Source organism: Lysinibacillus sphaericus, from assembly GCF_000600105.1.
GTDB lineage: Bacteria > Bacillota > Bacilli > Bacillales_A > Planococcaceae > Lysinibacillus > Lysinibacillus sphaericus.
In genome coordinates this window covers 4,262,474-4,277,194 of the sequence record NZ_CP006837.1, presented here as the reverse complement: position 1 = coordinate 4,277,194, position 14,721 = coordinate 4,262,474, and the positions used below count along the sequence as shown (strand labels likewise).

Here is a 14,721-nt window from a genome sequence, read left to right as displayed (position 1 = left end):
CTAGTCGAATGACGTGCCTATGAGAAGTGAAGTGGATTTTTACGTAATAGAATAGCGTAATATGGCGTGTGCTTTTGCGGACAGTCCTTTATTGGGACTACTTCCTTTATATGAGAAAATTATTAAGTTTTTGTATAGAATATTTACCTAGTAAAAAAGAATTGCTTCTAGGAAACTTTTAAGCTAAGATGAGTACAATAAGAAAAAGAGAAAAGGAAGAAGGACTTGGAAGGATCAATATTATTCGCCTTAGGGTTAACCCTTTTTGCTGGACTTGCAACAGGAGTAGGGAGCTTAATAGCATTTTTTACATCACGCACAAATACAAAATTTTTATCGATAGCCCTTGGATTTTCCGCTGGTGTTATGATCTATGTATCACTTGTGGAAATATTCGTAAAAGCAAAAGATGCTTTAACGAATGCTTTAGGTACAACTAACGGTTATTGGTTGACGATAGCAGGTTTCTTTGGCGGAATGTTATTTATAGCATTGATTGATAAATTTATTCCAAAATCGACTAATCCCCATGAGGTTAAGCTTGTTGAAGATGTTAATGCTGTAAAACCACAGGTAGATGAAAACCATCTGATGAAGATGGGGGTTTTCACTGCTCTTGCCATTGGGATTCATAATTTCCCTGAAGGTATTGCGACGTTTATGTCCGCAATAAACGATCCGAATGTTGGTATTGCTATTGCAATTGCTGTAGCCATTCATAATATACCAGAGGGAATTGCTGTATCAGTACCTATTTTTTTTGCTACAGGCAATCGTAGAAAAGCGTTTAAACTATCTTTTTTATCAGGGTTAGCAGAGCCTGTTGGTGCGCTAGTAGCATATTTGCTATTAATGCCTTTTTTAACAGACGTCATGTTTGGGATTGTATTTGCCGGTGTTGCCGGAATTATGGTCTTTATATCATTAGATGAGCTACTCCCCGCTGCACAGCGCTACGATGAAACACATTTATCGATGTATGGATTAGTTGCAGGAATGGCTGTAATGGCTATTAGTCTAGTATTATTAGCATAATTAAATGAAAAAGGAATCTAGTCAATGGATATCGGCTAGATTCCTTTTTTTATACTTCTATTAATTTTTTAACTGTTTCCAAGCAATCATAAAAAGTGTTAAATGGCTCATAAGAAACTTGTAAATCTTTACAGTGGTCAAGTAACTGTTCTCTAGCTAATACTAAATCCGCTTGTTTAGCAGCTTCAAAATCAGAAATAGAGTCACCAATAACAATTTTGAAATGATCGGGCTGTGTCACTTTACGCATGACAGTTGGTTTACAGCAACCGCAACTTTGAGTTGTAAACTTTGCACATTGTGCATCGCAGCTATTTGGATAAACAATAGTAATCTGCTCTCCAGAAAAGTCAGCACTATTGCAATAAACCCCTGAAAATGGACCAAACTTTTCAAGCATTGGTTGTATGAAAAAATCGACCCCTCCGCTGACAATATAAAATGGAATATTGTGTTCCTGTGCATAATGAACGAATTCTCTAAAGCCTTCACGAATAACAGCAGTCTCCAGTAAATATTGAATGATGTCATCTTTTTGGTTAGTCGATAATAGTTCAAACATAGCTGTAATGCCGTCTTTAAAGCTTATTGTTTGGGCCATCATCGCCTTCGCAATTTTTTCAGATTGTTCAGGGACAAAATGCGTCATAAGTGAGACGATATTATCTGTTTCGGTTATAGTACCGTCAAAGTCGCAAAATATAATTGGTTTCAAGTTACAGCCTCCTTCAAGAAAAAACGCCTACTTTGAAGTAGACGTTGTAAATTTATATTACTTGTACACCATGCTCATCGGCCTTCGTTAGAATAATATGATGTTCTGGGAATTTTGCTTGCATTGTTGCAACAAAGCCTTCGGCAATAGCAGTAGGGATGATGGAAATTAGTGTCGGACCAGCTCCACTTAATGCTGTACCATAAGCACCATTTGCTTTTGCAGCTTCTTTAATCTCCGCATATTGTGGTATTAATGTTGAACGGAAAGGTTCATGGAACAAATCAGCTTCCATATAGTGCCCAGCACGTTCAAAATCTCGAACCATTAACGATGCAGCTAGCATATTTGCATTTGCAGAAGCACGTACTGCATAAGCCCGATCAAATTGTTTTGGTAAGACCGAGCGTGACTCACTCGTTTTCAACTCCACATCAGGGACATAAACAACAAATGAAGCATTGATATCATTGACATGGAAAGTATCTACAATACCGTTTTCATCCATTGAAGATATAGTCAAGCCTCCAAGTACTGAGGCAGTAGCATTATCAGGATGCCCTTCAATCTGAGAAGATAGATTTAACTTGTCTTGCACAGTTAACTTCAAATCGCATAATTGGTTGGCTAGTTCAATACCTGCAACAATAACGGCTGCACTACTGCCCAAACCACGAGCTAAAGGAAGTTCGCTTGCCATTTCAACACGGCAAGTAGGTAAATTCTTCTTATACTGATCAGCGATTTTTTTGGCAATAATGTATAGTAAATGTTGCTCAAGCTCAAATTCACTAGGACCGTTGTCATCGAGATGTATAATCTCCCAACTATCCTGTAGGGAAACATCTAATTTCAAGTAAAGAGACAAGCCGAGTCCAATAGAATCAAAGCCAGGGCCTAAATTGGCTGTGCTCCCAGGAACGGTGATTTGCCACTTTTTACTCATAGTACGCCCTCGATATATTTGCGGATTTCTTCTTCATCATTTTTTAGAGCAACAACGTCTACTGTTGAAACGTTCATTGCCGTGTCAGGATCTTTTAAGCCGTTACCAGTAAAGACTGTCACGACTTTTGAGCCTTTGACAATTTTACCGTTTTCAACAGATTTAATAACACCTGCTAATGATGCAGCTGAACCAGGCTCAACAAAAATGCCTTCCGTTCCTGCAATTAGCTTATAAGCTGCTAAAATTTCTTCGTCTGTTACAGAGTCAATAATGCCGCCAGACTCATCTCGTGCTGCTTCAGCATACTGCCAGCTAGCAGGGTTACCGATACGGATAGCTGTTGCAACTGTTTCTGGGTTAGCGATTGGTTCACCTTTTACAATTGCTGCGGCACCTTCTGCTTCAAAGCCGTACATTTTTGGTAAACCTGAAGCTTTGACATCATTATATTCTTTAAAGCCTTTCCAGTAAGCTGTAATATTTCCTGCGTTACCTACTGGAATGCATAAATAGTCTGGAGCAGATCCTAAAGCATCTACAATTTCAAAAGAAGCTGTTTTTTGCCCTTCAATGCGATATGGGTTAACTGAGTTAACAAGTGCTACAGGTGTTGTTTCACTCACTTGACGCACGATGTTTAATGCATCATCGAAATTACCATCAATTTCAATAATTTTTGCACCATACATTGTCGCTTGTGCTAATTTACCAAGGGCTACTTTCCCTTTAGGAATAACAACAATAGATTGGATACCTGCACGTGTTGCATAAGCTGCAGCAGCAGCTGAAGTATTGCCTGTTGAGGCACAAATAACACATTTACTACCGTCTTCAATAGCCTTGGCTACGGCAAATACCATACCGCGATCTTTGAAAGAACCAGTTGGATTTGCACCTTCTATTTTACCATACAGCTCAATACCAAGCTGTTTAGAAAGATTAACTAAATGTATAAGAGGCGTATTGCCTTCGTTTAATGTTAGAGCAGGTGTATTTTCTGTTACGGGTAAAAATTGTTTATATTCTTCAATAAGGCCTTTCCACATAACGTAACGATCTCCTTTTGTTCTTATAGAAAGAACAGTTGTTTTTGTATAAGAGACATTTTAACGCAAATGACCATCTATTTTCAATAGCAATTAATAAATTGTCTAAACAATTCGGTCATTTGAATTTTACTTGTCACTTTCTTGAAACAACTGTATAGTAAACTCGTAATGTAAAGTCAAGTGTAAAGACAGGTGGTTAAGATGACAACAATTAAGCAAGAACAATCTATATCACGTAACAAGCTTTTGGGTGTAGCAGGTGTTGGCTGGCTCTTTGATGCAATGGACGTCGGTATTTTATCTTTCGTTATTACAGCGCTCGCGGTAGATTGGGATTTAACTAAGAGCCAGATGGGTTGGATTGGCAGTGTTAATTCTATAGGAATGGCAGTTGGCGCACTCATCTTTGGTATTTTTGCAGATAAAGTCGGTCGTAAGCAAGTGTTCATGTGGACGCTTATATTATTTTCTGTGGCAAGTGGTATTTCGGCATTTACAACAACTTTAATCGCATTTATGGCATTACGCTTTTTAGTAGGGATGGGGCTCGGTGGAGAGCTACCGGTAGCATCTACTCTTGTTTCTGAAAGTGTGGAGGCAAAGGAACGTGGAAGAGTAGTGGTATTACTAGAGAGCTTTTGGGCAGCAGGCTGGCTTATTGCCGCACTGATTTCTTATTTTGTTATCCCGACATGGGGCTGGCGTGTCGCTTTGTTGTTAACAGCAATTCCAGCAGTGTACGCTATATACCTGCGTTGGCATTTACCCGATTCACCACAGTTTACTGCGAAGGCTGAATCTAAAAAACGTAGCATTTTTCTCAACATACGTGATGTATGGTCGAAAAAATATGCCCGTTCGACACTTATGCTATGGGTGCTATGGTTTACAGTAGTATTCTCGTATTACGGTATGTTTTTATGGTTACCGAGTGTAATGGTCGGAAAAGGTTTTGATATGATTACTAGCTTTAAGTATGTGTTGATTATGACTTTAGCTCAGCTTCCGGGTTACTTTACAGCGGCATGGTTTATTGAAAAATTTGGACGCAAATTTGTACTTGTTTCCTATTTAATTGGAACCGCTGTAAGTGCTTTCATTTTTGGTAATGCAGAAACAATGGCGGTGCTATTAACATCTGGGATGCTATTATCATTCTTTAATTTAGGCGCGTGGGGTGCACTCTATGCTTATACACCAGAACAGTACCCAGCCGTTATTCGGGGTACAGGTGCAGGAATGGCTGCCGCAGTTGGACGAATTGGCGGTATTTTTGGTCCATTATTGGTAGGATCATTACTAACAGCAGGCTATGATATCGGTTTTATTTTTGCAATTTTTTGTGGTGCTATCATTATAGGGGTTATTGGTGTCATATTTTTAGGCACAGAAACGAAACAAATGGAACTGGAATAGTAAACATAAGGAAAGTCTTGGGTTCAATTTGAATCCAAGACTTTTTTGAAATCTGCTTTATTAAATACATAAAAATTATGTTTTATTTATTTTTATGCACTTTTTTCTAAAATATGTTAAAATTTCAATTCGTAGATTACTTGTTATCCAACTACTAAGTTGATAAAGATACTTTGGATATGATAAATATAGAGATTTTATGTCATTTTATTATGAACTAGTGCGTTAGTGTGTTAATACATTAAAGATTTTTCTGAAAAGTCATTGTATTCAAATTGCAATCATGATACTGTATTTTTAATCGAATTTAGAGTCAGTAGGGAATAATCTCCATTCGTGATAATTTCTTTGAAAGAAAGGTTGTTAGGAATGAGTATAAATGAAAATATAAAGAAAAGATTTGTAAGACTGTCAAAAGGACAACGTAAAGTTGCGCAATTTGTTATGAGTAATCCAACGGTTGTTATTGCTAATGGGGCAGCTGAAGTAGGTAGACAGGCAAATGTTAGTGAATCAACCGTTATTCGTTTTTGTTATGCGATGGATTTGTCAGGTTATGTGGAGCTACAAGAAGAGATTAGAAGTTATTTAAACTCACAACATGAAAGTGTTCCTCTTCAACCAGCACATACGGCGAGCAAGCAAAGAACTTCAAGCTTTGCTAAAATCATGCAACGTGATATGCAAAACATACAAGATACAATACATCTTGTGAACGATAAGGTGCTTCAAAAAAGCTCTAAATGGATGCATGAAGCAGATACAGTTTATATTTTAGGTACAAGACAAGCAGCCTCTATTGCTAATTGGTTATCGTATACGTTGAAAACTTTACGACCAAATGTAAAGCAACTACGTACAGATTCAGATGATCTCGTTCAACAAATCAACAGCATGAGCGAACGTACTACGTTAATTGTTTTTTCATGTGATAAACATTCCAATGATGTGAAAACGATTGTTGAAATAGCGAAAATGAAAAAAGTGAAAATTATTGCTATTACCGGATCGGCGTTGTCGCCAATAAGAGACTATGCAAGTGCCCTATTTGCATTAGGTTTAAAAAATCAATCCTCTTTAGATATGGTACCTGTTCTATTTTCATTTATGCATGCTCTTATTGAGGAAATGGTTAGTCATGATAAAGAGCGATACACTCAATATCAACAATCATATGAACAAGTAGAAAATAACTTATTATTTTTAGATGTAGCAAGAGAAAAGCAAGTATTTTAATCAAGTATAGCGTATAGATGGAGTAATAGGCTCATCTATACGTTTTTGGTTTTAAGGTCTAGAAAAGTAAAAAGATGTCCAACTAAAATATTAGACATCCTTGAAAAAACAATTTATAAAATTTTACTTAAACTATATTCAGCCTTGAATGTATCATTCAGTTTAATAGCATTAACGCGAGTTCCTTCGTGTTCAAAGCCTAGTTTTTTAAATAGCTGTAATGCGGCATCATTATGCTCCATAACGGATAATTCGAGGCGAGAGATATTTCTTTGGTTAGCCCAGTCTTCCACTGCCTTCATAAGTGCTGAGCCAATCCCTTTTCGTTGGTGTTCTTCTTTCACGGCCAAGTGGACTGAGGCAACATGTTTGGCTTTAGAGTGCTTATAACCATGAATTACTGCATAACCTGCAAACGTGCCATTTAAAATGCAAAGCAAAATTGTGCGGTTTTTTAATTGCTTCCAATAAGCTAAGTTTTTTCTAAGTTGTTGTACAGTTAGCTCTAACTCATTTTCAACATTATACAAAAATTCAGTTTGTTGAAGGATTTCTTCTTGTAAAAGAATAAATGCTCTAGCATCTGATGCTTCAATCGCTCGGATTATGTACGCAGAAGTATTTTCGTTATTTTCAGAAATATGATCCGTCGATATTTTCTCCTGTGTGCGAGAAAATGTGACACTTGTGCCTAATTTGACATCTATGACATAATAACCTGCATTTGTCCAAGATAAAAAATGCGTAAGAGGAGGCTTTGTTTTTTTCCACCAGCTCTTATTTAAATAAGCAGCATTGGGTAAGGCTTGTCCCATAATGTTTTCTAATGCGCTAAAGGATAAAGTAATTTCACTTTGCGAAGCCACGTCAAAATAGCTTGCCAAAGGAATATACTTTTTTTCCATCTTCTTTGTCATCACAATCCCCATTCCTGTAATTCCTAAAAATTTTGACTACATGATAATAGCATAAAATTATCGTTTCTTGTATAAAAATCACAACTATCTATCTATCTAAAATAAGGAAATTTATGTTTAACAAAGGAAATAAAAAAAATCCATGGTAAAAAATAGATAAACTATTAAATGGAGTGAAATACTTTTATTATAGTATAGTGTAGCGTTAATGAACAACAACATAGTTTTCAAAAGGAGCGTATGATGAAAGTTTTACTTTATATCATGTTCTTTCATAAATTATGTTAAAATAAATGAAAATGTAGAAGTCATTTAGGAGGAAAAGTATTAATGAGCAAAGTTTTAGTTTTCGGACATAAAAATCCTGATACAGATACAATTACATCTGCAATTGTATACGCATATTTAAAGCAACAAATAGGAGTAGAGGCTGAAGCAGTACGTCTTGGCGAATTAAATAATGAAACAAAATATGCACTAGACAAATTTGGCTTTGAGGCACCGCGTGTTATTTCTTCTGTAGTAGGGGAAGCGGAAAAGGTTATCCTTGTAGACCATAATGAATTCCAACAATCGGCTGATGGCATTGAGGAAGTACAAATTACAGAGGTAATTGATCACCATCGTATTGCAAACTTCCAAACAGCTGACCCATTGTATTACCGTGCTGAACCAGTTGGTTGTACAGCGACTATTTTAAATAAAATCTTTAAAGAAAATGATGTTGTAATACCAGCAAATATTGCAGGGTTAATGTTATCAGCTATTATTTCTGACACATTACTGTTCAAATCACCAACTTGTACACAACAGGATGTCAAAGCTGCGGAGGAACTTGCAAAAATCGCAGGTGTTGATGCTTCGGACTATGGACTAGCAATGTTAAAAGCAGGCGCTGACCTTTCAGATAAATCTTTAGAGGATCTTTTATCTTTAGATGCAAAAGAGTTCCAGTTTGGTGAATATAAATCTGTCGTTGCCCAAGTGAATGCTGTTGATATTAACGATGTGCTTGGACGACAAGAAGAATTAGAAATTCTTTTAAATAAAAATGTTGCTGACAATGGTTTAGATCTATTCTTCTTCGTTGTAACAGACATTTTAAACAATGATTCAACAGCTGTTGCAATTGGACAAGTAGCAGAAGCGGCAGCAAAAGCATTTGGTGCAGAGCTGACAAACAACCGTGTTGTTTTACCAGGTGTTGTATCTCGTAAAAAACAAATCGTTCCAGTATTAACGGATGCATTAAAATAAAATAGCGTATTGTCCAAACTGAAGAACGAGGTTGAGACAAATAGAAAAAGTGTTAGATTGAATGCCATCAATCTAACACTTTTTTGCTATGCCATGATGTCTGCGTCTTGCGTTTTGTGCGTTCACGCTATCATCAACTAGTGCCTTATTAATCAAGTTTTAGTGGTTGAACTGCTGGACCTTCTAACACTTCTCCTTGGGCATTAAAACGGGAGCCATGACAGGGGCAATCCCATGTCTCATCCGCTTCATTCCACTTTGTTTTACAGCCTAAATGCGTACAAGTCGGAGCATTTCCATTTTTAATATAACCTGTGACCAGTTCCTTTGCCACGAAGCCTCCGACTTTCAGCATTTGCATAAACTGCGCACCAAATTTTGTACGTGCAGGCGAATAAAGCGTACTTGCATCGTTGTTCTTCGCAGTACCTGTAATAAGTGAAGACAGTAAATCCCCAGCGACGAATGAATTTGAAATCCCCCATTTGCGATATCCTGTTGCGATAAAGACATTTGGTAAGGACTGCGTAATTTTTCCGACATAAGGTACCATGTCGGGTGTTTCGATATCTTGAGCCGACCATCTATAAAGTGGCTCCTGCCCAAAGTGTACTTTCATTTCATTTTGAATAGCATCGTAAAAGGGCTTCGTATTGGTCGTTTCACCTGCGATATGATTAGCCCCACCGAGAAGTAAATAGTGCTCATCGTTTATAGTAGTCGTTCGAATAGAACGTGAAGGAAAATCAACTGATAGATACTGCCCTTGGTACGTTTCCGTTATTTTACTAGCAACCATATAAGATCGGTTATTTGAAAGCTTTAGGAGTTGTAATCCTTTGAAGGCTTCAATTGGGTAATGCGTGCACAAAACAAGCTTATTATATTGAACCGATATATTTTTTTCGGTATGTAAGTCATTTTGTGCTATCCGTAATTGCTGGACACGTGTGTTTGCATATAGTTTCGCGCCCATTGATAATGCCTCTTTTATAAGAAAGTTACTTACAATTACAGGGTTTATTTGAGCTTGCTGTGATACGCTAAGTGCCTTTGTAATAGGGAAAGGGAGCTCCGTTTCAGAAGTAATCTTTGCCTTTACATTTAATACTTTATAGGCATTCCACTCTTTTAATAATTGTGAGTAGCCTTCTTTTGTTTGACAATACAGGTATGAGTCAACTGGCCGAATGGACTCTTTAGGAAGGAATTGTAATGCTTTCTCTACAGCATGTTGATTTAAATGATAGTAGAGTCTAGCATCGTTTACAGAAAGCTTTTCGAGAAGATTTGCGTAGACTAAGCCATGCTGTGCAGTTAGTTTACCTGTTGAATGACCAGTCGTACCATGACTTAGCTTTGAATTGGCCTCTAGTAGTACAACATCGACACCTGCTTTTGCTAATACATAAGCGGTATATAGTCCAGTCAATCCTCCTCCAATAATACAAACATCACATTTAGTCGAAGCTGTTAAAGATGGCAAGGAAACCGAGTCGGTTGTTGCAAGCCAAAGAGATTGTGTCATACATAACCCTCACAGTGTTTTTACGTTCAGTATGGAGATAGCTTTGAAAATTTATGCAATGAAGCATAAAAATTGCTCGAAGAGAGCATGTGTCGTTACAATGTAGCAAAAGGAGCGTGTTTTTTATGAAAATCGAAATTTGGTCAGATTATGTTTGTCCTTTTTGCTACATTGGCAAAAAACAATTGGAAAAGGCAATTCAGGATACAGGGTTTGAGGGCCAAGTGGAGCTTGTTTATAAAAGCTATCAACTTGACCCGACAACACCAGCGGATACGAATGAGTCTATCTACGAATCTTTGTCTCAGAAATATAGTATGACATTAGAAAAAGCGAAAGAAATGACACAAGGTGTGGCAGCTCGCGCAAAAGAAGTAGGCTTACATTATAATTTTGATCAGATGATGGCAGAAAACACATTAAAAGCACATCGACTTGTGAAATGGGCTGAACAACAGGGTGACGCTAGTGAATTAGTTGAAGCGCTGTTACATGGCTATTTTATCGATGGAAAGCGCATTAGTCATGATGAGGTATTAGTGGCAATCGCAGAACAAGTTGGTTTCAAGCGTGAGGATATTGAAAAGGTTCTTGCTAGTGATGAATTTAAAGGTGATGTGGAAGTAGATATACAGGAAGGGCTTCAGCTTGGTGTACGAGGTGTTCCATTCTTTGTGCTAAATCGTAAATACGGTATTTCAGGAGCACAACCGCAAGAGGTGTTTGAAAATACTTTGCGTAAAGTAGCGGAGGAAGAAGGCTTACAACCAGGGTTAAAGATGGAAGGCTCTGGAGATGCAGGCGTTTGTACAGATGATAGTTGTCAGATCTAACTTGCTTCTGTAACCTTTATAAATGTTGAATTGACACAACCTAGTTAAAGGGCTCAGGCTGATGTTTCAGATTTGAAAGAGGAGCGATTCGAGCAAGTTCGAAAAAATTGGACGCAATTACGCCTAGGCGTAATTGCGTTTGTGCATTTTACTCACAATGATTCAGTCAAAAGTCTGAGGCTCCTAACGTTGACTTTTTATCGGAATTTTTTTATTATAAGGATATATCTTGAATTCGAGATATTAATTTAGGAAACTCAAGGGAGAAATTATATAATGAACGTATTAGTAGTAAAAGCTAACAACCGCCCAGACGGAATTTCAACAAAAATGTACGACACTTTCATGGAAAACGTACAAAATGTAAACGTAACAACATTCGATGTATTTGCTGAAGATATGCCATACTTCGGTCAAGATCTTTTCAATGCATTCGGTAAAGTTCAAAACGGTGAAGAATTATCTGACATTGAATCTCGTCTTTTAGCTGCAAAACAAAAAGCGATGGATGCACTAACTGCAGCAGATGTAGTTGTATTTGCTTTCCCATTATGGAACTTAACAATTCCAGCGACATTACAAACTTTCATTGACTATGTATATCAAGCTGGTTTCACGTTTAAATATGATGAAAACGGTCAATTAGTTAGCCTAATGACTGATAAAAAAGCTGTAATCTTAAATGCTCGCGGTGGTTACTATTCTGCACCAGAAGCACAACCTATGGAAATGTCTGTAAACTACATTAAAAATGTAGTAGGTGGCGTATTCGGTATGGAAATTATTGAAGAAGTTATTATTGAAGGTCATAATGCTTCACAAGATAAAGCAGAAGAGATTATTGCAAACGGCCTAGAAGCAGTTAAAAAAGTAGCAAAATCTCTACAAACTGTAACTGCGTAAGTAATTTATTATAGTGGTTATTAAAAAATGCCAAAATGCTGATTGAAAAGCATTTTGGCATTTTCCTGTTTAGTGAAGTGTTCTTTTTTAAAACCTCGTATAAATACTTCTTGTCTTCGTTTGTTAAAGGGGGGTCCTCAGATTTAGCTGCAACATTTAAAAAAGATAAACTCAAGAATACTAAGAGTGTAAGAATAGATCAAAATAAAGTGTTCTTATTTAGCATATTTTAGCCTCCTTTTTTGATAATTTACTATAAGAATATCGAAAAATTGATATTTTATACAGATTTTTATTGTAGAATTTAGTAGAAAACACTATTTGTAGGAGGTCTATAATTATGGAATTACTTCTTGCCTTTTTTTCTTCAATTCTATTTATTTAATGCCGATTTATGGAATGATATTTTGTTTGAGCCTTGTTAACCTTTTAAAGAAACTTAGTAAAGGTCAAACAGATATTTCGAAAGAACAAATTTTTTTAACAATCTCATTTATAATAATTATTTGGAGTATAAGTGGAGTAACGGCACTATCGTTATCTTAAAATAGTGGAACAACAGATTATGGACAGAAGGAAACAGGCGGTAGTCAATCCAAAAAGGGACTTCAGATGAAAACATACCAATCCTATCTGCTGGTGCTCCTTTCATAGCAATATTGACGATCTTGGTGATACAGAAGGCGGTTCCGGTAAATATTTTAAAAAATAATGCTGCATATCAAAAGGAGAGCACGATGAATCATCGTAGCTCTCCCTTTTTTGGCGTTCAAATGCTTTGAAGCGAGTACCTTGGAACGGTAGTATGCCAAAGTCATGTTCAGCTAGCTGTCCATAGTTCCGACCATCGAGCTTTAACTCTAAACGTTCCCCACTTTGAACTTCAAAAGTTACATAGTAGGAGGTGTGAGCACTAGTATTACCTGAACCGCCCCGTGTGTCTGACCTTTTTGTAACAATTTTGGATGGTACTGTTAATTTAGGTGAATTATTATTTTTGCCCATTGTCTAATGCCGTTAAGTATAACGAAGGCAAATGTACCGAAGACTATGAAAAAAATTAAGGAAATAATTTAAGGAAAACGAATAGTGGTTGTCGTGTCATTGATGTGCAGCATGCTAATTTTGAAAGTATTTTAAGTAGTATTTACCGTCTAACTGCGTATGAAATGGCAATCTAAAAAGGACTTTAAACATCTAAGTAAACATCAGAATTTGGCTCAAAACGCTGTTATATCAACGTCGAATGTAGAGGTGTCTCACGCGTGATTAGAAGTGATTATGTATCAATTATTACCTACAAATAGTGTTTTCTACTAATATTCTGTAACAAAATCTTTACAAAATATTATTACTTTTTTAATATTCTCATGTTACCTTTTTAAAAAAGGAGATTCAATAAAAAGGGAGGTAGTAATGATGAGAAAGATTTGGTCTTTAATTATTGCGACAACTTTGATATTCACTGTATTTGGATCACTTAATATTGCTAAAGCAGAAACAAATTTCATGGATAACAAAATTCCAGATAATGAAATTGAGTTTCTGACAGGAAGCACTCTAGATGGTTATAACTATATTGAACTTTCGGAACCCGTAACAGAAAACTATGATGGAGTTTACGAAGTATTAATTGGATACTACATAGAAGAGAACTTAGATGAAATCAAAAAACTCGACAATTATAGGGAATATGACACGTATTTAGTTTATGATCAGGGTATAACTCAAAGCTGGTCTTGGTTATCAAGACCATATTTTATTATGAGTGTTGCAAGAGGTATGTCTTATGAAAGTTCAATAGAGGTATCAGCTACTATTTCAGGCACATTTAGTAGTGATATTCCGAGTAAGGCTTTACCAACAGTTAAATCTTCTTTCGGTTTCAGTGCATCGGGCAGCAAAAAAATAACTGAAAAAGTTGTTTTATCGGGTCCTAACGCAGGTTATTCTAGTAGAGATTTTTACTATAAGCAAGGAAGACACACACATAGAGTAAAAATTGTACAAGAACGCAGATCCAATTGGGATGGTGTGTTATGGACTAAAACATACTACGGTAGTGTAGGAAAACCAGCTATAAAACATTATTCAGTTGATAGAAAGTAGGTTCTTAAAGTGATTCAACAGATCGTTAAATGGTTTTTGCTTACTATACTCATAATTTCATCGATCAGTTTTATAATTGTTATTCAATCAAATTATATAGCAGATGCATTAGCCGCTCGTTCGATTCCAATAGCTATTGTAGTAGGTTTATCTTCATTAGCTGTTGCTATCATGTTTCGAAAATAATATTTACTAGAGTGTCGACAAACTAATTTTCAAGTAGAAAATGAGTAAGGTCTGACACTCTTTTATATGCTTAAAAGCATTTCTTAATGTAAAACACCTCAAGAAACACGGATATTAAAGAGTTTTTAAAATGACCGTTCAATGGCTGTATATTTGATTCAAACCAAAGAAGTAGACAAAGTCAATTTTTTCGACTTTGTTTACATAAGAAATGAACCCCTATCAAAACAAAAAGAGAACGGCTTTTGCTACTCTCAATCTTTTTTTATTTACTTAATTTTTTACTGGCGCTTTTTCCAAAACCCCTATAATTCTTTTATATCGTTTTCCTGTGTCTTTTAATTCTTCCCGAAAAACTTCTGCTACTAAAAAGGGTAACTTTACTTTTCCAACAACAACAATATCACCAGGTTAAATATTTAATTCACGTAAATGTTTAGGGGATATGCCACGTATATTTCTTTGGATATAATTTCAATGCCTCTGATATGAAATCCCGAAAGTGTATTATTCTCCATCTACATTCTCTCCAATCATCAACTTTTATTGATTTTCCTAACGCTTATCCAATGTTTCACCATCAAATAC

General features: G+C 36.3%; 15 protein-coding genes. 8 read left to right on the top strand and 7 right to left on the bottom strand.

Annotation, left to right across the window (positions count from 1 at the left end; translation table 11 throughout):
- Positions 1 to 225 precede the first annotated feature (225 nt).
- Entirely contained in the window at positions 226 to 1,035 is an 810-nt protein-coding gene (gene zupT, locus T479_RS20725) for a zinc transporter ZupT (protein ID WP_024361358.1), read from the top strand.
- Between the two features lie 49 nt (positions 1,036 to 1,084).
- On the opposite strand, the gene T479_RS20720 is transcribed toward zupT, so the two are convergent.
- Genes T479_RS20720 through thrC form a run of 3 tightly spaced genes read right to left on the bottom strand, consistent with a single transcriptional unit; the run spans position 1,085 to position 3,745 of the window.
- A complete protein-coding gene (locus T479_RS20720) occupies positions 1,085 to 1,750 on the bottom strand; it encodes a 2-hydroxy-3-keto-5-methylthiopentenyl-1-phosphate phosphatase (protein ID WP_025220725.1) in 666 nt (221 codons plus the stop codon).
- 52 nt (positions 1,751 to 1,802) lie between these two features.
- Positions 1,803 to 2,696, bottom strand: a complete 894-nt coding sequence (gene thrB, locus T479_RS20715; RefSeq protein WP_024361356.1) for a homoserine kinase — start codon at positions 2,694 to 2,696, stop codon at positions 1,803 to 1,805.
- On the bottom strand, positions 2,693 to 3,745 hold the full coding sequence (thrC, locus tag T479_RS20710) for a threonine synthase (RefSeq protein WP_024361355.1): 1,053 nt from the start codon (positions 3,743 to 3,745) through the stop codon (positions 2,693 to 2,695). The genes thrB and thrC overlap by 4 nt, the downstream gene beginning before the upstream one ends.
- A 204-nt stretch (positions 3,746 to 3,949) precedes the next feature.
- Here thrC and T479_RS20705 point away from each other — a divergent pair, with 204 nt between their 5' ends.
- Entirely contained in the window at positions 3,950 to 5,164 is a 1,215-nt protein-coding gene (locus T479_RS20705) for a niacin permease NiaP (protein ID WP_024361354.1), read from the top strand.
- A 369-nt stretch (positions 5,165 to 5,533) separates the two neighbouring features.
- On the top strand, positions 5,534 to 6,400 hold the full coding sequence (locus T479_RS20700; RefSeq protein ID WP_024361353.1) for a MurR/RpiR family transcriptional regulator: 867 nt from the start codon (positions 5,534 to 5,536) through the stop codon (positions 6,398 to 6,400).
- A gap of 113 nt (positions 6,401 to 6,513) precedes the next feature.
- Here T479_RS20700 and T479_RS20695 read toward each other — a convergent pair whose 3' ends face one another.
- Positions 6,514 to 7,317, bottom strand: coding sequence for a GNAT family N-acetyltransferase (locus tag T479_RS20695; RefSeq protein ID WP_024361352.1), 804 nt, complete (start codon positions 7,315 to 7,317; stop codon positions 6,514 to 6,516).
- A gap of 330 nt (positions 7,318 to 7,647) precedes the next feature.
- Here T479_RS20695 and T479_RS20690 point away from each other — a divergent pair, with 330 nt between their 5' ends.
- Positions 7,648 to 8,574 (top strand): manganese-dependent inorganic pyrophosphatase, encoded by a 927-nt coding sequence (locus tag T479_RS20690; RefSeq protein ID WP_025220724.1) that lies wholly within the window; start codon positions 7,648 to 7,650, stop codon positions 8,572 to 8,574.
- A 148-nt stretch (positions 8,575 to 8,722) separates the two neighbouring features.
- Here the strand turns inward: T479_RS20690 and T479_RS20685 are convergent, their stop codons facing one another.
- Positions 8,723 to 10,102: an FAD-dependent oxidoreductase gene (locus tag T479_RS20685; RefSeq protein ID WP_025220723.1), complete on the bottom strand. Its 1,380-nt coding sequence runs from the start codon at positions 10,100 to 10,102 to the stop codon at positions 8,723 to 8,725.
- 125 nt (positions 10,103 to 10,227) lie between these two features.
- On the opposite strand from T479_RS20685, the gene T479_RS20680 reads away from it, so the two are divergent.
- A complete protein-coding gene (locus T479_RS20680) occupies positions 10,228 to 10,935 on the top strand; it encodes a DsbA family oxidoreductase (protein ID WP_025220722.1) in 708 nt (235 codons plus the stop codon).
- A gap of 276 nt (positions 10,936 to 11,211) precedes the next feature.
- Positions 11,212 to 11,838 (top strand): FMN-dependent NADH-azoreductase, encoded by a 627-nt coding sequence (locus T479_RS20675; protein WP_024361348.1) that lies wholly within the window; start codon positions 11,212 to 11,214, stop codon positions 11,836 to 11,838.
- 648 nt (positions 11,839 to 12,486) lie between these two features.
- Here the strand turns inward: T479_RS20675 and T479_RS20670 are convergent.
- Positions 12,487 to 12,843 carry a DUF2500 domain-containing protein gene (locus T479_RS20670; RefSeq protein WP_227665386.1) on the bottom strand — a complete coding sequence of 119 codons (357 nt, stop codon included), beginning with the start codon at positions 12,841 to 12,843 and terminating at the stop codon, positions 12,487 to 12,489.
- A gap of 411 nt (positions 12,844 to 13,254) precedes the next feature.
- Here T479_RS20670 and T479_RS20665 point away from each other — a divergent pair, with 411 nt between their 5' ends.
- Complete coding sequence (locus tag T479_RS20665; RefSeq protein WP_137036922.1) at positions 13,255 to 13,947, top strand: hypothetical protein; 693 nt, start codon at positions 13,255 to 13,257, stop codon at positions 13,945 to 13,947.
- A 9-nt stretch (positions 13,948 to 13,956) separates the two neighbouring features.
- Positions 13,957 to 14,133, top strand: coding sequence for a hypothetical protein (locus T479_RS23845; RefSeq protein WP_158497910.1), 177 nt, complete (start codon positions 13,957 to 13,959; stop codon positions 14,131 to 14,133).
- Between the two features lie 273 nt (positions 14,134 to 14,406).
- Here T479_RS23845 and T479_RS24140 read toward each other — a convergent pair whose 3' ends face one another.
- Positions 14,407 to 14,535 (bottom strand): DUF5839 family protein, encoded by a 129-nt coding sequence (locus T479_RS24140; protein ID WP_227665476.1) that lies wholly within the window; start codon positions 14,533 to 14,535, stop codon positions 14,407 to 14,409.
- Positions 14,536 to 14,721: the final 186 nt, after the last annotated feature.